Source organism: Maribacter sedimenticola (genome assembly GCF_900188415.1).
In the GTDB taxonomy this organism is placed as follows: domain Bacteria; phylum Bacteroidota; class Bacteroidia; order Flavobacteriales; family Flavobacteriaceae; genus Maribacter; species Maribacter sedimenticola.
The window spans coordinates 107,080-133,617 of sequence record NZ_FZNV01000008.1 but is presented as its reverse complement, the minus strand read 5'-3'; the positions used below and the strand labels follow the sequence as shown (position 1 = coordinate 133,617).

At 36.8% G+C, this 26,538-nt stretch carries 18 protein-coding genes; 12 read left to right on the top strand and 6 right to left on the bottom strand.

All coding sequences use genetic code 11. The annotated features are described in order from the left end of the window. Positions 1–490: 490 nt before the first annotated feature. The 3 genes from CHB68_RS16630 to CHB68_RS16620 all read right to left on the bottom strand — a co-directional run bounded on the left by CHB68_RS16630 (position 491) and on the right by CHB68_RS16620 (position 7,041). Positions 491–2,482, bottom strand: coding sequence for a putative porin (locus CHB68_RS16630; RefSeq protein WP_089262730.1), 1,992 nt, complete (start codon positions 2,480–2,482; stop codon positions 491–493). A 116-nt stretch (positions 2,483–2,598) separates the two neighbouring features. After that, positions 2,599–3,975, bottom strand: coding sequence for a RagB/SusD family nutrient uptake outer membrane protein (locus CHB68_RS16625; RefSeq protein ID WP_245838975.1), 1,377 nt, complete (start codon positions 3,973–3,975; stop codon positions 2,599–2,601). A gap of 12 nt (positions 3,976–3,987) precedes the next feature. After that, positions 3,988–7,041 carry a SusC/RagA family TonB-linked outer membrane protein gene (locus CHB68_RS16620; protein WP_245838974.1) on the bottom strand — a complete coding sequence of 1,018 codons (3,054 nt, stop codon included), beginning with the start codon at positions 7,039–7,041 and terminating at the stop codon, positions 3,988–3,990. Positions 7,042–7,249: 208 nt separating this feature from the next. Here CHB68_RS16620 and CHB68_RS16615 point away from each other — a divergent pair, with 208 nt between their 5' ends. The 3 genes from CHB68_RS16615 (at position 7,250) to CHB68_RS16605 (ending at position 11,139) form a co-directional block, all read left to right on the top strand. Then, positions 7,250–7,840 carry a ribonuclease HII gene (locus CHB68_RS16615; protein WP_089262728.1) on the top strand — a complete coding sequence of 197 codons (591 nt, stop codon included), beginning with the start codon at positions 7,250–7,252 and terminating at the stop codon, positions 7,838–7,840. Positions 7,841–7,874: 34 nt separating this feature from the next. After that, positions 7,875–10,331, top strand: coding sequence for a hypothetical protein (locus CHB68_RS16610; RefSeq protein ID WP_089262726.1), 2,457 nt, complete (start codon positions 7,875–7,877; stop codon positions 10,329–10,331). Between the two features lie 115 nt (positions 10,332–10,446). Further along, positions 10,447–11,139, top strand: coding sequence for a TapB family protein (locus CHB68_RS16605; protein WP_089262724.1), 693 nt, complete (start codon positions 10,447–10,449; stop codon positions 11,137–11,139). Between the two features lie 48 nt (positions 11,140–11,187). On the opposite strand, the gene lipB is transcribed toward CHB68_RS16605, so the two are convergent. From lipB to CHB68_RS16590, 3 genes are read right to left on the bottom strand one after another with little or no spacing between them, the layout of a single operon-like run. Continuing rightward, positions 11,188–11,883, bottom strand: a complete 696-nt coding sequence (gene lipB, locus CHB68_RS16600) for a lipoyl(octanoyl) transferase LipB (RefSeq protein ID WP_089262722.1) — start codon at positions 11,881–11,883, stop codon at positions 11,188–11,190. Between the two features lie 25 nt (positions 11,884–11,908). Next, the gene (locus CHB68_RS16595; RefSeq protein WP_089262720.1) at positions 11,909–12,646 is read right to left on the bottom strand and encodes a hypothetical protein; all 738 of its coding nucleotides are present in this window, start codon (positions 12,644–12,646) and stop codon (positions 11,909–11,911) included. Between the two features lie 9 nt (positions 12,647–12,655). Further along, on the bottom strand, positions 12,656–12,811 hold the full coding sequence (locus tag CHB68_RS16590; protein WP_074669928.1) for a YqaE/Pmp3 family membrane protein: 156 nt from the start codon (positions 12,809–12,811) through the stop codon (positions 12,656–12,658). Between the two features lie 96 nt (positions 12,812–12,907). Here CHB68_RS16590 and CHB68_RS16585 point away from each other — a divergent pair, with 96 nt between their 5' ends. The 9 genes from CHB68_RS16585 (at position 12,908) to CHB68_RS16550 (ending at position 26,489) form a co-directional block, all read left to right on the top strand. After that, positions 12,908–13,960, top strand: a complete 1,053-nt coding sequence (locus tag CHB68_RS16585; RefSeq protein WP_179213222.1) for a response regulator transcription factor — start codon at positions 12,908–12,910, stop codon at positions 13,958–13,960. Positions 13,961–14,065: 105 nt separating this feature from the next. Further along, a complete protein-coding gene (locus CHB68_RS16580; protein WP_089262716.1) occupies positions 14,066–14,629 on the top strand; it encodes a thioredoxin family protein in 564 nt (187 codons plus the stop codon). A 76-nt stretch (positions 14,630–14,705) separates the two neighbouring features. Beyond that, positions 14,706–15,431 carry an SGNH/GDSL hydrolase family protein gene (locus CHB68_RS16575; protein WP_089262714.1) on the top strand — a complete coding sequence of 242 codons (726 nt, stop codon included), beginning with the start codon at positions 14,706–14,708 and terminating at the stop codon, positions 15,429–15,431. Between the two features lie 39 nt (positions 15,432–15,470). After that, positions 15,471–17,162 carry a lysine--tRNA ligase gene (lysS, locus tag CHB68_RS16570; RefSeq protein ID WP_089262712.1) on the top strand — a complete coding sequence of 564 codons (1,692 nt, stop codon included), beginning with the start codon at positions 15,471–15,473 and terminating at the stop codon, positions 17,160–17,162. Positions 17,163–17,217: 55 nt separating this feature from the next. Continuing rightward, the gene (locus CHB68_RS16565; RefSeq protein WP_089262710.1) at positions 17,218–18,657 is read left to right on the top strand and encodes an SLC13 family permease; all 1,440 of its coding nucleotides are present in this window, start codon (positions 17,218–17,220) and stop codon (positions 18,655–18,657) included. A gap of 185 nt (positions 18,658–18,842) precedes the next feature. Then, positions 18,843–21,332 (top strand): zinc-dependent metalloprotease, encoded by a 2,490-nt coding sequence (locus tag CHB68_RS16560; protein ID WP_089262708.1) that lies wholly within the window; start codon positions 18,843–18,845, stop codon positions 21,330–21,332. Positions 21,333–21,512: 180 nt separating this feature from the next. Beyond that, positions 21,513–21,689 carry a hypothetical protein gene (locus tag CHB68_RS18630; RefSeq protein ID WP_179213221.1) on the top strand — a complete coding sequence of 59 codons (177 nt, stop codon included), beginning with the start codon at positions 21,513–21,515 and terminating at the stop codon, positions 21,687–21,689. 161 nt (positions 21,690–21,850) lie between these two features. Further along, positions 21,851–22,303, top strand: a complete 453-nt coding sequence (locus tag CHB68_RS16555; RefSeq protein WP_089262706.1) for a hypothetical protein — start codon at positions 21,851–21,853, stop codon at positions 22,301–22,303. Between the two features lie 301 nt (positions 22,304–22,604). Then, positions 22,605–26,489, top strand: a complete 3,885-nt coding sequence (locus CHB68_RS16550; protein ID WP_218822514.1) for a DUF2194 domain-containing protein — start codon at positions 22,605–22,607, stop codon at positions 26,487–26,489. Positions 26,490–26,538: the final 49 nt, after the last annotated feature.

Here is a 26,538-nt window from a genome sequence, read left to right as displayed (position 1 = left end):
TCCAGGTCCTCACCTGAACTCGATTCTTATCTCCACAATATTTCAATGAACTTCCATAAACCAGGCACCGAATCTCCCGATTCCCTCGCCTCGTTTCCCCTAGGTAATTCCCTAAGCGGGTGCAAATATACAACTGTTTTTTAACCTGACAACTACTTTGTAAAAAAAATAAAATTTTCTTTACAGGCCCGGTAAAACAACATTTGTATGAACTTGCCCCGGCGGCGGACAAAGACCGTGATCTTCATCGTTAGCGGGCTGCAAATGTACACCCTATTTCCAAACCTACAAGGCTTTTTTTAAAAAAAATGACGATTTTTTTGGACCGCCACCTACCCCACTGATTTACTGAACTTTATGGGAACGGAACATACCCCTAAAGGATAAATAATACGCAACGTTCTGATAAACAGCCTATTAAAACATACGGCCATTGCAACGGCGCGCTAACCAACATGTTTACAGCAGGTTGAGAAACAAGACCAGGCCCCTAGGAAAAGAAATTCCAGACTAGACCAAAACGGATAACAAAATCCCGATACGGATAATTGGGTGCGGCATAATAATTATACCCCGTAAATGAAGAATTAAAATGTTCTGCCTTTAAATAAATACGAGTTTGCTGAATGCGTGCATTGATGAAAAAATCCAATAATGGATAGCCCCCCAACTCTTCATTATTTTGAGTATAAAACTCTCCTAAAACAGGATTGTACGCATTCATATTATATGCAGTAAAATATTTAAAGGTTATGCCTGTTTGTAAATACATTGCTTTTTTAAATACATCCGAAGAAAAATACAATGTATTCCTAGTAACTAATTGAGGAAGATTCATTACTTGCTCCTCTTGCGTTACATTTTGATACATCACCGTATTGTTCAATGCAAACATACCAACCCTAAATTCCTTTTCATATTTAACCTTTAAATAGGTTATACCATTGCTTTCTTGAACCGGTTTTATAAAAGCTTGCTCCATACCGGCATCAATTTCAACATCAGAAACCGGTGCAAAATATGTGTAATTATCCAAATTGCTGAATTTTACCATAAGATTACCCCATGTTACAGAATTCAATTCTCCTCTAAGACTACTTACCCTTTCCTTATTAAAGGTATTTGAATTATCCCAATTATAATTTAAATACTCGCTTTGATAAAGCAGGTAATTAAAATTGGGCATTCTTGAAGAGGTATGCAGAGTGAATTTAAGGTTGTTTTTAGGATTGATCTTATATGATGCGGTAACATTCAAAAGGTTTCCGGTCAAATTACCCGATAAATTATACCTAAGGTCCGCATTTAAATCAAAACCACCAATACGTTTTTCATATTTACCCCCTAAGGCCAGTTCAGTACCATTTAATCTATTAGGTATAACCACTCCTTCCTCTGTGGTAAATTGACTATCAAAATAATAATCATAATTATACATTTGCAGACCACCTGTCAATTTTCCCAAAGTTCTATTATAAAATTGTGCATTTGCCTCATTGTAAAATGTTTTCAAAACGGCCTTATCGTTTATACCTGAAAGTATGGCATCACCAAATATGGTATCATTGACCGTTTGCATAAATTGATAGTACTTGGTTTCATAATTAAACACATGGCCAATGGACAATGAAGTTTTCTCTGAGCGGGTAGAATCCAATTGTTTCCTAATAAGTTTATAGGTGTGATCCAAATAATATCTTTTACCTAATATCTTATTGTCGACATCATCAAAACGAACATCTACCCTAGGCCTATTTGTAAAATCTTCATCGCCAGATTCAAATTGCAGCTCCTTTTCCAACAGCCCACCATTTTCTTGTGATATAATATTTTGCGCAGCTATATGCGCCCTCAATGCATATCTATTGTTCCTAGACAAATAATTAGTTGTCATGGTAAAATTGCCCGACTGTATTTGGTTGTCATTGTATTTTCCTAAAGAACGATGACCGGTATAACCAATGGAAAAATTAAGTCTGGGCGATGTGTTAAATGCTAGGTTCGCGTCCAAAAACTGACCTTGTTCCAAGGTTGTTTTAAAAAACAACTCGGTCATTGGGGTTGGAACGTTATAATATACTATCTGTTCCTTTTCCAAATATTTCTGATCCTTACCAATTGCCCCGAGGTAAGGATAAATATTAGCTCTTTCTAAATCCAAGCCCAATGAATTATACGCCTCTCCTATATTGGAAAAGGACATAAGTTCAAAATCGTCTTTTCTTAAATAATTATACTTGTATTCCTTATTGATGGTGAGTGTAGTATCCAAATATGTGGTATCCCTAGCAAAAGTAATTATCTTGTAGTCCTTGATCGTGATACCTATGGTATCCGATTTTTGCTTACCCATTGGACCACTTACCTTTTTCTTATTTAATGGTGCCAGCGAATCTATACTGGTCCCTTTTCTTAAGTCCCCCTTTTGACCAAATACAATACAGGATGTAAAAATTAAAAAAACTATTAATATATATTTCATGAAGCGATGTTACCCGTGCAAAGTTAATTTTTTTGTTGCTAAGTAAATGTGAATTTTATTATAACAAAAAAACCCTGCTTTTTAGCAGGGTTTACAATTATTTACAAAATAAGGGTTTAGTAACCGTCGTTCTGTTGCATATTTGAATTTGCATTGATTTCCGATATTGGAATTGGCCAAGCAAATAAATTGTTTGGATACGTCAATGTCTCAACAGTATTCTCCAATACACCCGTTGTATTTACAGATTGACCCGTTCTCATTAAATCATCAAAACGGAAACCTTCAAAAATAAGCTCTCTTCTACGCTCGTTAAGAATATCTTCTTTGGTTACGGAAGTATAAGGTACCGCACCTCTATTCTCAGCAATTAAATTTAACTGAGTCAAAGCATCTCCACTGGTTTCGAACAATGCCTCTGCATAGTTCAAAATAACCTCCTCATATCTGAACAAAGGAATATTATCCGCACCTATGGCAGTATCTGGATATTTGCCAATGTTTCTTAGTTCAGTTCCTTCATTTTGAAATCCAAAGATTCCCAAACGAACATCACCATCATCATAAATATCCAATACATCTGACATAACTTGAAGATCCCCATAACCTGCAGGAGCATCACTTGGATATCTGTAGATGTAAGATAAAGCATTAGGCCCTAAATTGTCTGACCCACTAAAGGCAAGTTCAAATATTACGTTAGAACCACCATCACCGGCCCAGCTAGACACATAAGCATCTGCACCGATAACTGAATACAGGTCAGAATTAATTACCGCCTCTGAAGCCGTAACCGCTCTACCCCAATCTTCAAAATAAACCGCAACCCTAGACTCTAAAGCTTTGGCAACATACTTAGAAACGAGAATCTTAGAAGTATCATAAGAAGAATCCATCATATCAAAAGCAGTTTGTAAGTCTGTGTAAATAGCTTGTTTTACCTCTTCAACAGTACTCCTTGATGGGAACAAATCATCTCCTTTAAAGGTATTTACAATTGGCACACCTAAAGTACCACCTGCATGCTGCTGACCATAAACCCTTAACAAATCAAAATTACCAAGAGCCCTTAAAATCATTGCTTGACCTTGAATATGCTCACCATATGCCAAGTCTCCTTCCAATGAAGATAAGTCTGTATTAATAATAATATTTGCATTGGACATCATTTCATATACATCATCCCAAATGAATCCTGTATTTGCATTATATTGAAATTGAGATTGAGTAGTGAACCTTCCTGAATTACCATTGGAAAAAGCGTTATCCGATCTTACCTCATTATTGGCAATTAAGTCCCTACCATAATACTCCTCAGAGGTCATAACATTATGAGCACCCTTAAGAATACTGTACAAGTTATCCACTTTTGTGATACTACCTTCTACGTTCTTACTTTGAGCCAACGTAGGATCAAGATCATCTGTAGTACATGAACCGACTATTATCGCCATTGAGGCCAATAATAGCATAATTATTTTATTATTTTTCATATTTAATTTTTTTTAGAAGTTCAAATTAACTCCAACAGAAATTGTTCTAGCAGGAGGAGTTTCCAATCCAGTTTCACCAGGTGTAACATCACCCCCTTGACTATCCACATCAACCTCAGGATCATGCAATAAGTTATCATCCTTAACCCAAGTCAATAGGTTATTTCCTCTTACAAAGAACCTAAGTTTATTGATACCAATTCTATCCACCGCTTTTTGTGGAAGGTCAAAACCAACAGTTAACGCTCTAAGTCTCATGAAATCACCGTCATATAAGTACTTAGAATGTCTCTGCCATCCTGGAGCACCAGTAGTAAATTTACCGTTTCTGGCAATATCACCAGGCTCTTGCCATCTATCCAACAAAGACGTATAGCCGTTGAAAGCCAATATAGGATAAGCATTAGATTGGTTTAGGTACAAGTGCCATCCTTCATATATTTTGTTACCACCAGAGTAATATCCGTTAGCATTAATAAAGAAGTTCTTGTATTTGAAATTTAAATTAAGACCAGCAGTAAAAGTAGGTACGGCATTTGACCCTTGAAATACAGCTTCTGCTTCATTGAAGTTAGCAGTTGTTTCACCATCAACACCATTAACGTACCACTCTTCTATACCTGTTTCTGGATTAACACCTGCCCAAGTTGGCATGTACCACTCCCTTACCGGATGACCAGTTTCAATTCTTGTCCTTGTCGTAGTAATGGTTCTTTCAACTCCATTTGGATCTACAGGTAATTTAGTAACCTCGTTCTTAACCGTAGAGAAATTACCGCCGATGGAGAAATTCACATCCTCAGTATTTACAACGTTAAAGTTAAGATCTACTTCAACACCTTTATTGGTCAACTCACCAATATTAGCATATTGACTTGCAAAACCAGTAGTTTGTGAAAGTGGAACATTCAGCAATAAATCTTCTGAAGTTCTATGGAAATAAGCAACACTACCACTAACGGTGTTTTTGAACAATCCAAAATCTACACCTACATCAATGGTCTTGGAAAGCTCCCAAGATAATTGGTCATTACCAAATGTATCTACATATTGCGCACCTTCTCCACCATAATCCTCACTATATCCAAATAATGATTGGTATAAGTTCAAATCTATGTTTGCGTTTCCTGTTACACCATAAGAACCTCTTAACTTTAAGTTATCTATTACATTAGAATCTGCCAAAAAGTCTTCTCTATGGATGTTCCAAGCACCACCAACAGACCAGAAGTTACCCCATCTGTTATCTTTACCAAATCTTGAGTTACCTTCTCTTCTGTAAGATAAATCTAAAACGTACTTACCATCAAAGGCTGAATATTTCATAAGTCCCATATAAGCACCTACGTAAAAGTCAGAAAAGCTAGAACTAACTGAATTAGGTGTACCTACGTTATCCAAATAAAACAGACCGTCATCAGCAAAATTCTGACCTGAACCACCTAAGAAATATCTTCTATTGGACTGGTATTCCTGTAACACCTTGAAATCAAACCTATGGTTATCATTGATATCATAGTTATAATCAAAATAGTTCTGGAAAACATAGAATACATTGGTTCTGTCATATTGCTCAGCATCACCAGATGTTGGCACACCGTAACCATAATTTCTGTTTGAATAATTTCTGTAGTTATATCCTTGGTAATCTACGTTGAACGAAGAACCAAATGAAAGGCCACCACCTAAATTCCAATTTAAGTTGTTATTGGAAATAATTCTCGTTAACCTGTTCTCATAGATGTTGTTCTCATTATTATATAGTGGGTTTGGTAAAGAACCACCAAACTCATTGTAAGAACCATCTGCATTATATGGCAATACTAACGGAGACAAAAAGAATTTTGCCGATCTAGGACTTTCAAAATATGCACTAGTTTCCAAGAAAGCATTCTGTAAAGAATGGGTTGCCGAGTTATTAGAGCTGAACGTAATGTTTTCAGTCAAATCCTTTGAAAAGTTCAATGCACCGGAAATTCTTTCAAATGAAGGCCCAACAACGGTACCTTCTTGATTCATATAACCAACCGATCCGTAGAACGTATGACCCTCGCCACCACCGGAAGCAGATATACTATGTTGTTGTACCGACGCAGCACTGTTTCTAACTGCAAGGTCCCAACGTGCTTCTGGTCTGCCAGCTGCATCCCAATCAGCAAAACTACCTGCCAATAATTGGCTTATAGCCTCTTCCTTGGTAGCTGTAATTCCATCATTGAAATAAGCTTCGGCAGTTAACTCCAAACGATTTGCAGCAGTTAATGGAACTGGTCCAGTAATTGCATCTCTTTGAAAACCGTAACTTGAATTTACATCAAACACAGTTTCTCCAGCCCTACCCTTTTTGGTAGTTATCAAGATAACACCGTTTGCACCCCTAGCACCATATTGTGCCGTTGCAGATGCATCTTTTAATACGGTAATGGATTTAATGTTGTTATTGTCCAAACCTGCCAATGCGGACAATGATGAAAATGCACCACTTGACCCAACATTATCATTACTTACCGGAGCACCATCGATTACATATAATGGTTCGTTACCCGCAGTAATAGAACTAATACCACGAATTCTAATGTTAGCAGTAGAACCAGGAGTACCGGAAGTTGCAGAAACTGCAAGACCAGATACATTACCTTGCAATGCCTGCTCAACACTAGGAGTAATGATTTCCGATAATTTATCGGCATTTACCTCAACAATAGAACCGGTAATATCCGATCTTCTCTGAGAGGTATATCCCGTTACCACAACTTCTTCCAATGCCTGCGCATCTTCTTCCAATTGTACATCCAATGTATTGGACGCCCCAACATTTAAGGTAACTGTTTTTTGCCCTAGGTAAGAAAACCTTAATTGCCCACCTTGAGTTGCATTAATGGCATAATTACCATCAAAATCTGTTTGAGTACCGTTTGTTGTTCCAACCACTACAACGGATACACCCGGTAGAGGCAATCCGCTTTGATCGGTTACAACACCGGTCACTGTTTTTTCCTGTGCATAGGAAAATGTCATGAAGAACACCAATAGCGGCGTCAACATCCACGTCAACTTCTGTTTCATAAAATTTGTTTTTGAATTAGCTTGCGGTAAAATTCATAAAAATTGCACTCTCATGCAAAATCTATCTTAACTCAAAAAATCCAAATGTTAAAAAATATATCGCTATTATTTAATTATTCTTAATTTTTGAAATTTTAATAAAATATATTCAATTATTTAACTTTTTAGTTGAATTTAAAATTCCAAATTTTAAGTTAAAAAAAACATAATGCTTCTTAAATATCATAAAAACATTAACGAAACAGGTACAGATGAAGCCGGAAGAGGTTGTTTAGCAGGTCCGGTAACCGCCGCTGCGATCATTTTACCAGAACATTTTGAAAATTCAGTTTTAACCGATTCCAAGTTATTATCGCACCATAAAAGAATTACGCTGGAACCCATATTAAAAATGGAATGCGTCTCTTTTGGTATTGTACATATACACCCTGAAACAATTGATGAAATCAATATCTTAAACGCATCATTGTTAGCCATGCATAAAGCTATTGACCAGCTTACTCCGCAACCATCACATATTATAGTAGACGGGAATAGATTTAAGCCCTACAAAAAAATAGCACATTCCTGTATTGTTAAAGGCGACTCCAAATACACCACCATTGCAGCCGCCTCAGTGCTGGCAAAAACAGCAAGGGATGCTTACATGTTACAGCTCCATGAAGAATATCCTATGTACAATTGGAAAAAAAACAAAGGTTACCCTACCAAAGAACATAGGGCCGCAATTCAAAAATATGGCCCAACCAAATACCATAGAATGAGTTTTAAGCTTTTAGCGGACGACCTCTCCAAATAATACAAATACCATAACTTTACACAAATCAATTTTCATGCGATTATTACTTATATATGTTTTTGCTATACTTTTTTGTTTTGCATGTACTCCCCACAAAAACACGGAGAATGATATTTTAGAAGCAATTCCCGACCATACCGTTCTTGCCATACAAATAAATGAATATGAATCGCTCAAGTCCGCTATTGCATCAAATGAGCCATATAATAAATTGGAACACTTACAGCCCATTAAAAGTATTGTCAGTAAACTGGAAACGTTCAATTTCCTAACTAATCAAACTAACGGTTTATTAACTTTTACAGCCAACGATAGTACCACTTTTGATTTCACATACATTACCCTGGATAGTATTGCCCTGATCGAGGTAGACGAAATTACCAATAAACGTATTGAGGAAATCACCGATAATTCTAACACCATTACTTCTTATCAGTTCAACGATATTCACTTTTATAGCGCACCTTATGGCAGCTATTCCATTTTAAGTTCATCAAAAACGGTATTAAGTTCTATCTTAAACCGTGATGCCACATCAAATAACAATCTATCCATAAATGAATTTTTAAATACTGCCAATAAGGAAAAACTGGCAAATATCTGGATAGACCTAGAACACGGCAGATCTTTATTGCAACAAATTTTACCACAAGACCAAACCGATCTTGATTTTGCCAGTTGGCTATCATTGGATATAACCTTGAACGAACAGGAATTGCAAATGAACGGTGTTGCCCTACCTTCCATGACCCCAAATTATTCACTTAACCTACTCAACCACTCCAAACCCATTACCAATACCCTTTGGAAACTTAGCCCAAACAATGCAACCTCTGTAACTTCCTACGGATTTGAAGAATACGCTGCATTTGTACAAAACAAAAAAACAGAAGGGTTTCCTATTAACGAACAGGACTCTTTATTATATACGGTAGAAGAAATAGGAATTGCATCATATAACAAAGAGGACATTCTCTTTTTAAGAACTTTTGGTACTGCCTCATTGGTAGATTACATACAAAATGAAAAAACCGCTACCCATGAATTTAGCGGACATGAAATCTTGGAGTTAAAACCACAACTAGGTCTATTTACGGCTCTTCATCCACTAATCGGAGATCTTTCGTTTAACTATGCCAGTATTGTTGACAATACCATTGTATTCACAAAAAACCAGACCGGAATTGAATCTGTCATTTCAAAAATCAGCACAGGAGATACGTTTGATAAAACCATTTTATTTAAAAATGCCGAAGCCAAACTTACCTCCTCCTCAAGTAAAATAACAATTTCAAATTTAGAAGGTGCAGGAACTTATTTAAAGAAATCAGTTTCAGAATCACTAAGTAATGAATTTCTAAAGAGCAATCTAAAGGATTATGTCTTTGCAAATCAAGTAATTGCGGATAATGGTTTTTTTCATTTAAACTTCTTGATCAAGAAAATTACCGAAGAAGATGAACAACATACTGTAAGCCCTGTATTTGAGACTCAGCTACAAACCGACCTAGCCACATTACCTCAATTTGTGACCAACCACAATAACGGTAAAAAAGAAATTATTGTCCAAGACCAGGAAAATATCTTGTATCTAATTTCAACAAATGGAAAGATTTTATGGAAAAAACAACTTAACAGCAGCATACAGGGCAAAATTCATCAAGTAGACCTTTTTAAGAACGGAAAATTACAACTTGCTTTTACCACAAATAACGAATTTCTAATATTGGATAGAAATGGTAATGAAGTACAACCCTTTACCATGAACTATAGTGGCGGCAATGTAAATCCTTTAGCGGTATTTGATTATGAAGGCCGTAAGGACTACCGTTTTGTGGTTACCCAAGAAAATAAGGTATTCATGTACAATAGTAAGGGCGCAATTGTCAAAGGATTTACCTATACCTCAGCCGAAGGCAATATAGAAGACACCCCCCAACATTTCCGTATTGGGAGAAAGGATTATCTTGTTTTCAAACTTGCAAACGGACTTTTGAGAATTGTAAATAGAGTGGGCAAGACAAGAATACCAGTAAAGGAAAAGTTCTCGTTTTCCAATAACCCCGTTCAACTTTATCAAAATAAATTCACTTTTACCACCTTAGACGGTTCATTGGTTCAAATAGATACACAAGGAAAAGTAACATCTAGTAAATTACAACTTACTAAAGATCACGGAATGGATGCCACTTCCAAAACATTGGCAATTATGAACGACAATATATTGCGCATACGTGATAAAAAAGTTGAACTTGAACTAGGAGTATATTCTAAACCGGAAATATTTTATTTGAACGATAAAATCTATGTATCGGTTACCGATATACAGAACCAAAAAATATATGTTTTCGATAGTCAAGCCAAACCTATTCCCGATTTCCCCATATTTGGAAGCTCACCTATTGACATGGCCGATATTAATAACAACAAGAAAGTAGAGTTTGTTTTCAAAGACCAAGAAAATAGTATTAAAGTATATAAAATACGATGATACATGTTATGTTAGGTTTGACAAAGATTTATATACCGTTCATACAAATTGCATAATTACACTGGCTTATTTTCATATTTTTAAATGTTTAGGACATTAAAGTAAACCGTACTATATGAAAACAAAGGCAATATTATTTTTGGTTTTACTATTAAGTATAACCACCATGATCGCTCAGGATAATTGCAGTAAATTCTATCCAATGACCGAAGGGGTCGCCATGGAATACACGAACTATAACAAAAAAGGCAAAGTTGAAAATGTAAGTTCTTTTAAGGTAGTCAATGTTTCCAATACAGGAGGTACCACCAATGCCACAATGGCAATAAACTTAAAAGATAATAAGGGAAAGGATATTTACGATACAGATTATAACCTTTCCTGTACAGGAAACCTGGTTACCTTAGATTATGAATCTCTTCTACCAACTGAAATGATGCAGCAATACGGCGATATGGATATTGAAATATCCGGTAACGATATTGAAATACCCAATGATCTTAATGTAGGGCAAAATCTAAATGACGCCAATGTAACCATGAAAATAAGTATGAGCGGTATAAATATGAATATGGCCGTAGATATGACCAATAGAAAAGTAGAGAAAAAAGAAAGTGTAACTACCCCTGCCGGTACTTACGAATGTTTTGTACTCTACAGTGAAAACCGTTCTAAAATGATGATGGCCAATCAAGTATACCCTTCAAGGGTTTGGTTGTCAGAAGGCGTAGGTATGGTAAAACAAGAAACTTATAAGAAAAATGGAGATTTAATGAGCAGTACAATGCTTACCTCCTATAATAAGTAAACACCAAACTATCCAATATCTTGAACCGGAGCTTTCGCTTCGGTTTTTTTATGACTCAATTTCAAATAGTACCTGAAAATGTTTTAGCAACTTTTGCTTTACCTCTTCCAGGTCCACTTCCTTTTTACCTAATTCAACATTCAAGGAAGTTACCGCCTTACCTTTTATTCCACACGGAATCATCATGTCAAAATAACCTAAATCCGCATTTACGTTTAGAGCAAAGCCATGCATGGTCACCCATCTACTTGCCCTAACTCCCATGGCACAAATTTTCCGTGCAAAAGGAGTGCCTACATCTAACCAAACCCCTGTTTCGCCAGGAGAACGCTCAGCTTTGATGTCATAGTCGGCCAATGTTAAAATGACCATTTCCTCCAAATAACGCAGATACTTATGAATATCCGTGAAAAAATTGTCCAAATCTAGAATAGGGTAACCAACGATTTGTCCCGGACCATGATAGGTAATATCACCTCCCCTATTAATTTTATAAAAAGCAGCCCCTTTTTCCTCCAATATTTTTTCATCTACCAGTAGGTTGGCCATATCGCCACTTTTGCCCAAAGTATAAACATGAGGATGCTCAACAAACAAAAAATGATTGGGTGTTTTTAAGTCAAGCGACTCTCTTCTGTTGCGTATTTTAAGATCAAGGATTTCCTTGAACAATTGTTCTTGATAGTTCCAAGTTTCCTTATAATCCTTACGACCTAAATCCTGTATGTGCAACCGTTTATTCATTTCACAAAAATATAAAAGCTATATCCTATTTTTCCAATTCCACTTCAATAACCATAGATTCAGGATTCTTCATCATATCCAAGAAACTAACTTCATGCACCAAAGTTTTGCCATCCATTGAAAAGGTAGCTTCATTAATGTTGGTCCACTTAACACGTTTTGGAAAATGGTATTTGAATGTGTAGGTAGAACTTGACAAAAACATCTCTGCACTGGCCAAACTATCTATACTATTTTCAAATAAAGCTTGATCCAATACAATTGTTTCTCGTTTAAACCTATTATTCTTAAAAGTATAGTCTACCCTAGTACTTTCCTCCGAAACATTGCCCGGCATGGATTTACCCCCTGCAATTGGACCCACAGAACTGGCATTCTGAAAAGTATTAAATGCATCGTTCATCTCGGCAACTTTTTTAAAATCCCTAAACAGGTCAAAATTCATTATACCTCTTTCCGCATCTACCTGCATATGCAATTTAAAAGGCTCCAATTTTTTTAGTTTGGCCTGCTTTTCCGACGTCAATGTGGCAATGCTATCTTTTTTATCCCTTAGAACATCCTTAAACACAATGGTAGAGTCTATCGCTTTTTCCAATGCGGTAGAATCTGTACTTGGAAGCATTTGTAGCATTTCACCACCATCAAAACGCATACTCATCTTCCCAGACCCGTCATTGTTAAAGTAGATTTCCTCGGTAAAATTGCACGCAACGAACACCACTGCAATTAATACAGCGGTTAGCATTTTTGAAAATTTCATGTTTTATATCTAGTTAGGATTGTTCAAAATTACCAATGCGGCAATTACCCCAGGCACCCAGCCACAAAAGGTCAAAAGTAGAACAATTAAAAAAGACCCACAACCTTTGCCCAAAACTGCCAAAGGCGGAAAAAAAATGGCAAGCAATACTCTAATTAAACTCATTTGATTTATATTTTGATTGATTGATGTACCTTATTGGTCGTTAATAAAACCGCTTTGTTACAAAATCTTTTATTTTAGATGCTCATATCAGAATCAATGTTTAAACACATCTTTTTCGCAATCTCGTTATGTTGCTGTAGCGTAAGTTTGGCCCAGTACAAATTTAGCGGCCAAATAGCGAATCCCCAAAACGAAAAATCCATCTATTTATCCATCATTGAAGACTATAGAAAATTAGATAGGATCTCCTTGGAGCAAGTTGTCAAAAAAACAGGTACAGATTCTTTAGGATATTTTAATTTTTACGGAAACAATTTACTGGAGGAAAATAGAATATATAGGATTCATTTAGACGATTGTAGCGAAACCTCAACATTGCCAGATCATTTTTTTGGTAATTGCAAAAACAGTAAGAGTATTCTATTCATAGCAAAAAATACAGATACCATAAACTTTCCAAGGTCCTTTTCAGATGAAATGTTATGTGAAATAATATCTACAAACAATACTTCTCAAATTTTTTTGGAAATAGATGTACTAAAAGAACAAATGGCTTTTGAATTTAATGATTTTAGAAGTGATGCAAGTAAGAAATTGAACCTACAAAAATGGTTTGGAACATTACAGGATTTTGGAGAACAGTTAAACGAACCTTTGGCAGAACTTTATATCTACAACTTTTTATCGGATAAAAGGAACGAAACTTACACCTATTATATAAAGGATATAATCGCCAATAATTATTATAAGGAATTGGGTGAAAGATTGTCCACTAAATATCCCAATACCGTGTTTACCGCACAATATAAAAAGGAAATAGAGATAGACGAACAAATAGCAAACAATAATACCGCAAGCTCACCTTTGTGGAAATTGTTATTACCGTTACTACTGTTCATTTCAGTGGTCTTTAATATTTATTTACTGGCAATGCCTAAAATAAACGCAAAAAAGATACGCCAACTTGCCTATGCCAAATTAACGGAACAAGAGCAAAATATAGTAAAGCAGATTTTACAAAACAAGACCAACAAAGAAATAGCCTCTACAATGTTTATATCAGTAAGCACCGTTAAGACCCACATCAATAATATTTACAAAAAATTAGAAGTAACCAACCGCACTGAAATAAAACAACAATATCACTAATACAATTATTTCCACCACGGGTCTAGTACCTATTTCCACCCACTTCAAATCGTTATATATCCGCAATTTCCAGAATTTTCAGGCTTAATTTTAAATCTGAATATTATGAGATTACCCTTTTTGATTATCACATTGGCATTAGGCATTATCTACAATGTAATTGCACAACAATCTTACCAGGAAATTACCCTTGTAAACCAAGAACCTTTTTTGCTAGGAAAAATTACCGAAAATCACCTAATGTCCCAAAATTATGCATCTTGGTACACACCTAATTATGAAAAATATGAAACTGATAACGCCCAAATAACGTTGTTTAGACAAAATTTAAGTGCATTTAAAATCTTAGTTTTTATGGGAACATGGTGCGGGGATAGCAAACGTGAGCTACCTAGGTTTGTAAAAATCCTTAAAGAAGCCAATTATCCTATGGAGAATTTAAAAATAGTTGCGGTGGACAAACGAAAGGATAACTACAAAAAAAGTCCGCAAGGTGAGGAATGGGCGCTTCATATTCGTAGGGTTCCAACATTTATATTTTACAAAAATGGCAGGGAAGTCAATAGAATCATAGAAAGCCCTATTTCTACTTTAGAAGGTGATATATTTAAAATTGTTTCCGGCGAGGCATATATTCCTAATTATGCTACTACCTTACATTTTGATTGATTTATAATCCTTTTACGACTATAGTAAATTCCTTATATTTTAAAGAACCTTAGCTACTTTTTTACGTTATATCTATATGGAACAAATTTATACGTCGTTTAAAATTACATTGCTTCTATTGCTCATTACTACAGCACCATCTTGTAGCCAAACCGATGACATTAGATCAGAACCTATACAAGAGCAAAATGGCAATACGCAAAAGGCAACATATTTAGCTCTTGGAGACAGTTATACGGTCGGTGAAAGTGTAGACTTTGAACAAAGCTTTCCTGCACAATTGGATACTAGAATAGAGGAAACAAAAAACCTAAACGTAGAGACCACGGTCATTGCCCAAACCGGGTGGAGAACGGACCAATTGATTGCATCTATAATGGGCAGGGAATCTGGCAATTATGATTTGGTCACCCTGCTCATTGGGGTAAACAATCAATTTCAATCCCGGCCATTTGCCCAATATGAATCAGAATTTCCAGAACTTTTGAAAAAAGCCGTTCAACTGGCGGGCAATGATTCCAACAAAGTGATCGTACTATCGATACCGGACTATTTTTATACCCCTTATGGTCAACAAAATGGTAATGAACAAATTTCTAAAGCACTGGACGATTATAATCATTTTGCAAAAGTAACCTGTACATCAATGGGCATAACCTTCCTTAACATTACGGATATTACCAGAAATGGTTTGAACGAGCCCGAACTGGTTGCCGATGACGGGCTACACCCTTCTTCCCTTGCCTATAAAAAATTTGTGGATAGACTCTATCCTTTAGTGTCCACAAGATTGAAAGATTAATACATATCGATTATATTTGCCAGCTAAATAAACGACGGCATGCAATTATCGGAGCAAGAGCTTATCAGAAGAGAAAAATTGGAAAAACTAAGAGCGCTGGGCATCAATCCATATCCAGCTGCGCTATACCCTGTTAATGCCACATCAGCAAGCATAAAATCCAATTATGAGGAAGGTAAACAGGTTATCGTTGCCGGTAGATTAATGTCTCGTAGAATTCAAGGAAAAGCCTCTTTTGCCGAGCTACAGGATAGTTCTGGTAGAATTCAAGTTTATTTCAATAGAGATGAAATCTGTACTGGAGAGGACAAATCCTTATACAACGATGTTTATAAAAAATTGTTGGATATTGGAGATATCATTGGTATCGAAGGCGATTTATTTACCACTCAGGTGGGTGAAAAAACGATAATGGTAAAGAAGTTTACCATGTTGAGCAAATCGCTTAGACCATTGCCATTGCCTAAAAAAGATGCGGAAGGCAAGGTTTACGATGAGTTCAACGACCCAGAATTACGTTACCGCCAACGATATGTAGATTTGGTAGTCAATCCAAAAGTAAAGGAAACGTTCATTAAGAGAACCAAGATTACCAATAGTATTCGTGAGTTCTATAACGATAAAGGTTATTTAGAGGTAGAAACGCCTATTTTGCAACCAATACCAGGTGGTGCTACGGCTCGCCCCTTCTTAACGCACCATAATGCCCTGAACATTCCCTTGTATTTACGTATTGCCAACGAACTTTACCTAAAGAGATTGATCGTTGGTGGGTTCGATGGTGTTTATGAATTCTCCAAGGATTTTAGAAATGAAGGTATGGATCGTACCCATAACCCAGAATTTACGGTAATGGAACTGTATGTAGCCTACAAAGACTATAATTGGATGATGGATACCACTGAAAAATTATTGGAGAAAATTGCAATGGATGCCAATGGAACCACTAAGGTAACCGTAGGCAAACACGAAATTGAATTCAAGGCTCCTTACGCAAGAGTACCTATTTTAGAGGCTATAAAAATACACACAGGTATTGATGTTGCAGGAATGCCAGAAGATGAACTACGTGAAACGGCTAAAAAATTAGGTTTAGAGGTCGATGATACTATGGGTGTAGGCAAACTGATCGATGAAATTTTTGGCGAAAAATGTGAGCATCATTATATACAGCCAACCTTTATTACCGATTACCCCAAGGAAATGAGTCCGCTAACAAAGGAACATAGGGACAACCCTGCGTTAACAGAACGTTTTGAGCTTATGGTAAATGGTAAAGAGTTGGCGAACGCTTATTCAGAGCTTAATGACCCTATAGACCAAAGAGAGCGATTTGAAGAACAATTGAAGCTTTCGGAAAAAGGTGATGATGAGGCAATGTTCATTGACCAAGATTTTCTTAGGGCCCTAGAATACGGTATGCCCCCTACCTCTGGTATTGGTATTGGCATTGACCGTTTGGTTATGCTCATGACCAATAATGCCTCTATACAGGAAGTATTGTTCTTCCCGCAAATGAGACCGGAGAAAAAACCTCTACAATTATCGGATAACGAGAAAGTTATTTTTGACATTTTAAAGTCAGAAAAGAAAATAGAATTGGATGCCCTTAAAAACAAGGCCGATCTAAGTAACAAAGCATGGGACAAGGGCATTAAAGGTATTACAAAACAACAGTTGGCTAAAATCTATAAGGAGGGCGATGTTCTTTTTGTTGAAATATTAAAATAGCCTTTTCAAGGAAAAATAAAAAATAGTAGCTTAGAAGCTGGCAAAACCAACCAGCATGAACCTAAGTAGTAAAATAGGGTTGATTACAGGTCCTATTGTATTTTGTATTTTAATTGCCCTGCCCAGTGTTATTATATCTGAAAATGCTGATGCTGTTATAGCGGTTGCATTGTGGATGGTAATATGGTGGGTAACCGAAGCGGTTTCCATATCAGTAACCGCATTGTTGCCCTTGTTGCTTTTTCCTATTTTAAAAATAATGCCCATTGCAGATGTAGGAGCAAATTACGGCAGCCCTATTGTCTTTCTTTTTTTTGGCGGCTTTGTTATGGCTCTGGCCTTGGAGAAAGTCAACTTACATAAACGTATTGCCCTGAATATTATTAGACTTACAGGTACTACCGCCAATAAGGTCGTATTGGGCTTTATGATCGCTACGGCGGTATTGAGCATGTGGATTAGTAATACGGCCAGTACCGTTGTTATGTTACCTATAGCCATGTCCGTGATCAATCTGTTAATAGAGGATGGGGACGGATTTACAAAAAGGGACAGAAATTTTGCTTTGAGCGTAATGTTGGGTATTGCCTTTGCGGCCAATGCCGGTGGTATTGCAACGGTCATAGGTACGCCCCCAAATTCCGTACTCATTGGCCTATTGGAAAATGAATATCAAATTGAAATATCTTTTTTAAAGTGGATGATCATAGGGCTACCTTTTTCCCTCATCATGATTTCCATATGTTATTTGGTTTTAACCAAATTGTTCTTTCCCACACAAAATTTAAGGTTCAAGGCATCCAACACCATTATTCATCAAGAGCTTAACAAATTGGGACCTACTTCAAGGAAAGAAAAAATGGTACTTATCATTTTTGCGGTTACCGTATTTCTATGGGTCTTTAGAACACTCATAAATACGCTATTTCCTTCTCTGGGACTTACGGATACCCTTATCAGTATGTTTGCCGCTATAGCCTTATTTACTTTGCCCTATAATTTAAAGAAAGGAGATTTTATCCTTCAATGGCAGGATACCCAAAAACTTGCTTGGGGTATCCTTATTTTATTTGGTGGCGGACTCTCCCTTGCCAATGGCATGTCCGTATCTGGTATTGTGGATTTGGTTGCAGAGCTTATAGGACAGAGTAACCTTAGCATTCTATTTACCGCTACTCTATTAATTATCTTAATGCTCTTTATGACAGAATTAATGAGCAACGTTGCCCTTGTAGCCGTTTTGGCACCGGTCGTCGCAGGTATTGCCTTAGGTTTGGGATTACCGATCGTACATCTACTTATACCTATTACCATAGCCAGTAGTTGTGCATTTATGCTTCCTATGGCCACACCGCCCAATGCAATCGTTTTTGCCAGTGGTTATATTAAGGTTCATGAAATGGCACGTGCCGGTGTTGTATTAAACCTCATTGCCGTTCTATTGCTTATTGGAATGTTCCATTTTATCCTTCCCATTATATTCACTAATCCATAATATAAAATAAAGCCCTTGCGGTTTGCAAAGGCTTTATAATTGACTAATTCAGAATGAAAAAATGATTATTCCTACTTAATAGACGCCTTTTTCCGGACATTGTTACAAATAGGCTTAAGAAATTATTAACTATTTGTTACAGATATTATTTCAATCTTTGAAAATTACCTAACTAACTCAAGAAAATGAAAAGAAAACTACTTCTAAAGTTACTCGTTCTAGTATGTGTTTTTGGTTATCAGAATACCGAAGCACAAATTTTTAAGAAAAAGAAAAAAGATACCGAGCAGGAAACCGGTAAACCCTCTAAAGACAAGATCCAGCCCTATAGCAAGGTTATTACCAAGGACGCTATTAGCGATACGGGACTATTTAACACCCATATGGTAGATGAAAATCACTTTTTTGAAATACCGGATTCGCTTTTCAATAAAGAAATGTTGATGGTAAGCCGTATTTCCAAAACCGCATCGGGAATAGGGTTTGGTGGTGGAAAAATCAATACTCAGGTACTTCGTTGGGAAAAGAAAGATAAAAAAGTATTGCTTCGTGTGGTTTCACATGACGTAGTGGCGGCAGATTCCCTACCTGTACATGAAGCGGTTGTCAATTCTAATTTTGAGCCTGTGCTTTTTTCCTTTGATATAAAGGCCGTAAAAAAAGATTCGCTCTCGCCCAGTACGGTCATTGAGGTAAATGATATTTTTACCAAGGATACCAAAGCTTTTGGAATGCCAGAACGGTACCGAAAGAGATACAAGGTTTCGCGTTTAGATGAAGGCAGGGGCTACATTGAGTCTATAAAGAGCTATCCTTTAAATGTAGAAGTGCGCCATGTAAAAACGTATTTGGCCAGTAACCCACCAAGTAATTCTACCTTAGGTTCAATTTCGGTAGAAATCAATAACTCTATGGTACTGTTACCTGAGGAACCTATGAAACGCAGATACTTTGATGAGCGTGTAGGTTGGTTTGCACGTGGTCAAGTAGATTATGGCCTAGATGCCCAAGAAAGTAAAACCATTAAATTTCTAGACCGTTGGCGTTTGGAGGTCAGGGATGAGGACATTGAAAAATATAACAATGGCGAACTCGTTGAACCAAAAAAACAGATTGTTTATTATGTTGATAGGGCAACCCCTAAAAAATGGGTTCCTTATATAAAACAAGGAATTGAAGATTGGCAAGTAGCCTTTGAAGCCGCCGGTTTTAAAAATGCCATTGTTGCCAAGGAACCCCCAACGGTAGAGGAAGACCCGGAATGGTCTCCAGAAGATGTAAGGTATTCCGTTGTTCGGTACCTTGCATCACCCATACCCAATGCAAACGGACCGCATGTTAGCGATCCACGTAGCGGTGAAATTCTTGAATCGGACATCAACTGGTACCATAATGTCATGACTTTGTTGAGAAACTGGTATTTTGTACAAACTGCGGCCATAAACCCAGCTGCCAGGGGTGTATCTTTTGATGATGAAATTATGGGTAGGCTCATACGGTTTGTTTCGTCACACGAAGTTGGCCATACATTGGGGCTGCCACATAATATGGGTAGCAGTGTTGCTTATCCTGTAGACTCGTTACGATCCAAAACCTTTACCCAAAAATACGGTACGGCACCTTCCATTATGGATTATGCACGATTTAACTATATAGCCCAACCAGGAGATGAAGGGGTTGCATTAATGCCAAATATTGGCATATATGACAAATATGCCATACAATGGGGTTACAAGCCTATTTTGAATACATCTGCTGAAGAGGAAAAACCCATTTTGGATAAATGGATATTGGCACATGCCGGTGATCCGTTATACCGTTTTGGCCATCAGCAGGTAGGCGATATCGTAGATCCAAGCTCACAGACCGAAGATTTAGGTGACGATGCCATGAAAGCAAGTGCATATGGTATTGCCAACTTAAAACGTATTGTACCCAAATTAATAGAATGGACGGCAGAAGACGGCAAGAACTATGAAGACCTAGATAAACTATACGGACAGGTCTTTGCCCAATTCAATAGATATATGGGACATGTATCCAACAATATTGGCGGGGTATACGAAAACCATAAGACCTATGATCAAGAGGGTGCGGTTTATACGGCGGTTCCCAAAGATCATCAACAAAGGGCCATGGCATTCCTGAACGAAGAGTTATTTTCTACCCCCACGTGGATGCTGGACGAGGAAATTCTTAAACGTACGGAATACTCCGGATTTTTAGAGCAAATGCGTAGCATGCAGGTACGCACCTTGAACAATGTACTGAGCCTAGGCAAAATGGCAAGACTTATAGAAAATGAAACGTTAGACCAAAAGAATGCCTATTCACTTGCGCAAATGATGGGTGAACTTAGAACCGGCATCTGGTCCGAAACCAAAAACGGGAAAGCTGTGGATACTTATAGAAGAAACCTTCAAAAAGCTCATATAGACCGTTTAGCATATCTATTGACCGCAGAAAACCAAACTAAGGCGTCTGATTACGGTGGCTACAGAAAATCGACAGTTGTCAACACTAGCCAATCTGATATTCGCACCATAGCGCGGGCAGAATTGAACATTTTAAGACGTGAAATCAGGAATGCAAGAAATAGGACATCCAATTTAATGACAACATATCATTACAACGATGTTTTTGAGCGTATTAACGACATTTTGGACCCAAAATAATTGTTGCTGATTTTAGCCGATTTTAGTGGCCTATCGATGAAAAACCAATAAGATCGATGAACGTTTAAGGTTGACCACATTCTAAATACTTTACACATCAAAAAAAGCCCATTTCACAACAATGGGCTTTTTCATGTTATTTAGTTCTATAGTTTAGACTTGAATTTAAACCCCCAAATCATGAATAATAAATTAAAAAGTCTAGTTTACTTAAGCTGTTTTATTTTTGCCTCTGTAGTGTATCATCAAACTACAAATACAGAAGCAAAAGAAGAATTGGCCTCTAACACAATTGAGCAAGAAGTAGACATTGTCATTAACCCTTACGAGGAGCACGACAGAGTTCAAACGAATTAAGACATTTACAGTTCTAACCTACTTAAAAGCACGATCCAAGGGTCGTGCTTTTGCATTTAACAATTTTTGGCACGCCGTTAATTAATTGCCAAAATGAGTAATACTTTTAAACCAATGCTACAAAATGCTGTCAAAGAAACAAATGCAAAAAAAATAAAAAGATGAAAAAATTAGTATTGGCCATTTTAGTAATGGCAGGATTATCGGCAACGGCACAGGATCATGACATGAAGTATAAAAGAGGAACCATGAAAGATCTGAGCCCAGAACAAGTAGCTACGTTACAAACTAAGAAAATGACGTTGGCATTGGATTTAAACGAAACTCAGCAATCCAAATTAAAATCCATTTTTATTGAGGAGGCCAAAATGCGCAAGTCAAGAATGGAGGATTTTAAAGCACAGAAAGAAGATGGTAAAAAATTAACAGCAGAAGAACGGTATAAGCGCCAGAATGAACGGTTAGACCATCAAATAGAACGTAAAAATGCAATTAAATCCATTCTTGATGCGGAACAATACGCAAAATGGGAAAAGATGGACCATCATAAAAAGCGCAAGTTTAACGATAAAAGAAAAGACCACAAAAAAGAAAGACGCATGTCTAGAGAATAATATTATAAAAAAAAATCATAACAAAGGCCCGCTGATTGCGGGCCTTTGTTACTTATAAATACCTGTCAACTAATATTTTACATATTAAAAACAACCTTAAAAACCTTCTTTTTAGATTGTTTAATAGAGGAAATTTTACATTTATCGAATAAATTGCACTTTGCAAACGTTCTTTAGGTACTTAGTTGGTTCCAAATCTGGTTAATCGATCATTTTTTTTACAACCAAAATTTGGAATATGAAATTAATACCTATGATTGTCAGTAAAATAAGATATTGTATACTAATTATAATTATCTGTTTGTTAGCCAGTTGTCAACAAGAACTATACAAGTCTAACAATAAATATAATATTCCTGAAAAAAGTACGGAAGAGCCGCTTGTTCAATTTTTAATCGAACCTACCAACTATAGTGCCATTTACGAAACGGAAAATTTGGCCAAGGCTTACGATTATTCCAAAATTGCCCATAAAACATTATGGATCAATCAATTCAACGAAAAACTTAAGATTGAGCCAACCACAAGGGTGGTAACACTTCATGAAACTGCCGGCCTAAGCAATATTGCAGTGGACAGTTTGTTGAAATTTGTTTCAAAAGGGGGTACGTTGTTCATCACTAAAGCCACCAAGGATGAACGCATGTCCTTTTTCTATGGTATGACACCAGATGCGGACTGGAGCACCAATATAGAAGCTTCTGGGCTATTCTTTAAAAAACCTCTTTTTCCGGGAATGCAAGGCAGAAGTTTTGATAACAAAACCATGCACCTTGGTTTTGAGGGTTCTAATTTTTCCAGTACGGTAAATGTACTTGTTGCCTCCCATACCCATCATGACTACCCAGTACTTCTTGAAAATAGAATAGGTAACGGTAAAGTGGTATTCTATAATTCATCTGAAATTTTAAAGAAAGAAATGAGGGGTCTCTTATTTGCCGCTACATTATTAGGCTTAGAAGGTATTCCCTACCCTATTGCAAATATAGGAACCTTGTTCCTAGATGATTTTCCTTCATCTGTTTATGATTCAAGTGGTGCGCCCATAGCATTAAAAAATGGAGAACAAAAATCAGAGTTTTTAAAATCGGACTGGTGGCCCAAGATGAAAGAATTGGCCATTGAGGAAGATTTAAAATATGCAGCTTTTGTGACGTTCAACGCAGACAAAAGCAATAAGGACAATATCAATTTTAAAAGCTGGGACAAATCTACCCTCTTAGATGGCAAAAATGATGAAATTGCCAATGCCTGGATCAATGATGAATTCATAAAAGCCGGTCATGAAGTTGGTTTAAGGGGCTATAATGATTTGCCCTTATTACAGAATTTATGGAAAGACACGGATTTAATGGAAGACGTTACCAAAGCCTCTGATAAAAAGTGGAAGGAAAGCGTTTCTAAAAATAGTCCGATCTCATATGTAGCACCAAACAATCAAATTGATAGTTTAGGATTGGCTGCCCTTAAAAAAGGGTTTCCCAGCATAAATTATATGCACACCTCTTTCTTGGGCGATTTGGATAAAGGGGGCAACAGGGAATTTGATCCAGACCCGTTGAATGCCCGGTTTTTTGATTACCCACGGTTAAGCAGCGGCTATACAATACCCGACAAGGAAAAATGGGCATTGGAATCTACCTATCTCTATACGGGTATATGGTCCCATGCCTTGAATACCTCGCACATTACTGACAGAACAAGTGCCGAGAAAGCAATAGATGAATTAAAAGTCCATATCGTGGATTATAAGAGCAGACACCCGTTCATGCGATTTTTACCCGCAAAAAAGTCCACCGAGACAGTAATGGATTGGAGGTACCAAACCGTTAGACACTTGAATTTTGAAGGCCAGTATGAAGTAACGAGCTCCATAAACGGGGATGCCAAAAAAGAATCCTATTGGTTAATGTATGTCGATGCGGTCAACAAGGACAGATTAAACAAAAAACTATACGATGAACAAATAAAATTTCAATCAGTTCCTTTATTGAATGGTTTCATCTACAATATAAAGACCAATTCACCTAGCATAAGTGTGCCGGATATAAGGCCAGAAATAAGAACATTGATTGGAACAACGTCTTCTTTGATTACCAAGATGAACAAGGAATACAAAGCCTTTAACGAAAGTAAGAGTACCATGGTACCGTTAAAGGAAAAAATAGACCGGGCCATTGTAGAAGAGAAAAACGAAAAGGCTTCGGAACTTATGGAAGAATTGTTCCAAAACAACAATTTCATCAATACGCAACAGGTCATTGCCTATGCCAAAACAATGAAGACACAAGGTAAGACCAAAGAACTTTGGGAGCAATTAAATACCATGTACCTGAAGAACCCATCTGCGTCCTATGCCGATTTTTCAAGGGATATCAGCACTATTAGCGACTACCCATCACCTGAACTAAAAAAGCTATGGATGGAACGCCAAATGGAGTGGGGAAGCCAAGATGTGGAATTTTTAAAAGACTACTATACAAATTTTAATACGGACGATAACACCGTTATCATAGAACAGGTGTTGGAAGTTGTCTACGAGCAAGAACCCAGTCAAAAAAACCGCAATAATTACTATGACTTTCTAATACGTACTAGCAATACACAACTTTTGTCCAAATTGGATGAAATAGCACCTTGTTCCATAAATGACCAAGCTTTCGCCACTAAAATGGCCAAAGCATATGCCGATCTGCTCAATTTTGACAAAGCATTGCAATGGCAAAAATGTGGCATTGAACTCGATCAGGACATCATTGCGGAGTGGTCCCAAAATTCAAAATCCATTGAAGGTAAAAGAGCTACAGATTTCCCATATTTTATTCAGTTCATGATGGTCAATGACCGGGATAGGGCCATTGAAGAAATGCAGTTTGTTGAATTTTGTAGGGAAGACCTAAAAGACTTGTCCAATAATATTGCACAGCTCTTTTCAGAATATGCACAATATGAAAAAGCATTGCAATGGAGCTCATGTGCCACTAATATTCCCATTACCAATTTGATGGACTGGCATATGGAAACCGGTAAAATGGACCAGTTGCAGACCATATATAAAGATTACATTAAGGACAATCCCAAGGATTATGACACCATGAACTACATGGCAAAATTACTTTTATTAAAAGGGGATATAGAAGCTGCCGGTGAAGTTGCCATGACCATACCCCCCTCTAAACTGGATTCTGATTTTAAGATTGGTTTCAATAATGAGGTCAAAGAGGATACAGACCAAGAACAGACCTTATACATTAGTAAGTTTAAAATTTTAATGGACGATGCCATCGTTAGAAAATCTGCCATAGAGACCAGAAAGAAAAAAGGTCATTCTATTGGGATAACCTCTTCTGCCATTACAGACAAGTTTGATCCTACCCTGTTCAACAATAATTTCTATTTTGGATTCTATAACAAGAAATTCGATTTTCATCGTTTTTCAATAGAACAAGGTACTTCTTACGCTGTTTTAAAAGATACTATAGTTGTCAATGACAAGGGTAGGGATTTATTGGGTGTTGGCTACCTCTACAGGACAGAATCCAACTTAAAAAACCCGTTCTATATTGGCGCAAAGGTTGAAATGGACAATTTTAACAATGTCTTTTATCACTTAAATTCCGGCATTGATTTTATTGGAAAAGCGGCAAAAACTACTTTACAAATAAACGCACACCCAGTTACAAATGCTCCTGGTTATGCACTCAATATTTATGACCTGTCCGTAATAGCCAAACAACAATTTAATTACTCGTCCAGCTTAAAACATTCGTTTATGCTCGATGCCACCTATTATACGGATAGTCAATATTACACCATAGGTAGTACCCGATTGGAATATCATCTGTTGAACGTAGATACATTTAAATTGGGACCTGTACTGGAAGGAGCTTACGCTATAGGTTCTGAGGAACAAAGAAACGGTTTCCCCTATTGGTTGACCAAAGAACGACTTTTTGGTGGTGGCGGACTTCTTTTACAGATCGGGGATGAGGATTCTGATTTTAATCTAAGTAGTGATTTCTCCCTTTTTGCGGAACAGGACGAACCTACTTTTCAACGTTATCAAGGTGAATTATCTTACCGTATTAAGGACTTTACCAAAATCAACCTTAACTATACATATTATACCATTGATGAATTCTTTTCCAATGCGTTTCAGTTAGGTATACAATATAATTTTAAATAACAGAACGAATTTAAATTAAAAAGCCTTCTAAAAGAGGGCTTTTTAATTT

Bases quoted from the DNA above. Each gene is read 5' to 3' on its own strand.
- CHB68_RS18630 (WP_179213221.1), top strand. From the start codon at position 21,513: ATGAATAATAAATTAAAAAGTCTAGTTTACTTAAGCTGTTTTATTTTT.
- lysS (WP_089262712.1), top strand. From the start codon at position 15,471: ATGCAATTATCGGAGCAAGAGCTTATCAGAAGAGAAAAATTGGAAAAA.
- CHB68_RS16615 (WP_089262728.1), top strand. From the start codon at position 7,250: ATGCTTCTTAAATATCATAAAAACATTAACGAAACAGGTACAGATGAA.
- CHB68_RS16605 (WP_089262724.1), top strand. From the start codon at position 10,447: ATGAAAACAAAGGCAATATTATTTTTGGTTTTACTATTAAGTATAACC.
- CHB68_RS16590 (WP_074669928.1), bottom strand. From the start codon at position 12,811: ATGAGTTTAATTAGAGTATTGCTTGCCATTTTTTTTCCGCCTTTGGCA.
- CHB68_RS16575 (WP_089262714.1), top strand. From the start codon at position 14,706: ATGGAACAAATTTATACGTCGTTTAAAATTACATTGCTTCTATTGCTC.
- CHB68_RS16595 (WP_089262720.1), bottom strand. From the start codon at position 12,646: ATGAAATTTTCAAAAATGCTAACCGCTGTATTAATTGCAGTGGTGTTC.
- CHB68_RS16555 (WP_089262706.1), top strand. From the start codon at position 21,851: ATGAAAAAATTAGTATTGGCCATTTTAGTAATGGCAGGATTATCGGCA.
- CHB68_RS16585 (WP_179213222.1), top strand. From the start codon at position 12,908: ATGTTTAAACACATCTTTTTCGCAATCTCGTTATGTTGCTGTAGCGTA.
- CHB68_RS16565 (WP_089262710.1), top strand. From the start codon at position 17,218: ATGAACCTAAGTAGTAAAATAGGGTTGATTACAGGTCCTATTGTATTT.
- CHB68_RS16630 (WP_089262730.1), bottom strand. From the start codon at position 2,482: ATGAAATATATATTAATAGTTTTTTTAATTTTTACATCCTGTATTGTA.
- CHB68_RS16625 (WP_245838975.1), bottom strand. From the start codon at position 3,975: ATGAAAAATAATAAAATAATTATGCTATTATTGGCCTCAATGGCGATA.
- CHB68_RS16620 (WP_245838974.1), bottom strand. From the start codon at position 7,041: ATGAAACAGAAGTTGACGTGGATGTTGACGCCGCTATTGGTGTTCTTC.
- lipB (WP_089262722.1), bottom strand. From the start codon at position 11,883: ATGAATAAACGGTTGCACATACAGGATTTAGGTCGTAAGGATTATAAG.
- CHB68_RS16580 (WP_089262716.1), top strand. From the start codon at position 14,066: ATGAGATTACCCTTTTTGATTATCACATTGGCATTAGGCATTATCTAC.
- CHB68_RS16610 (WP_089262726.1), top strand. From the start codon at position 7,875: ATGCGATTATTACTTATATATGTTTTTGCTATACTTTTTTGTTTTGCA.
- CHB68_RS16560 (WP_089262708.1), top strand. From the start codon at position 18,843: ATGAAAAGAAAACTACTTCTAAAGTTACTCGTTCTAGTATGTGTTTTT.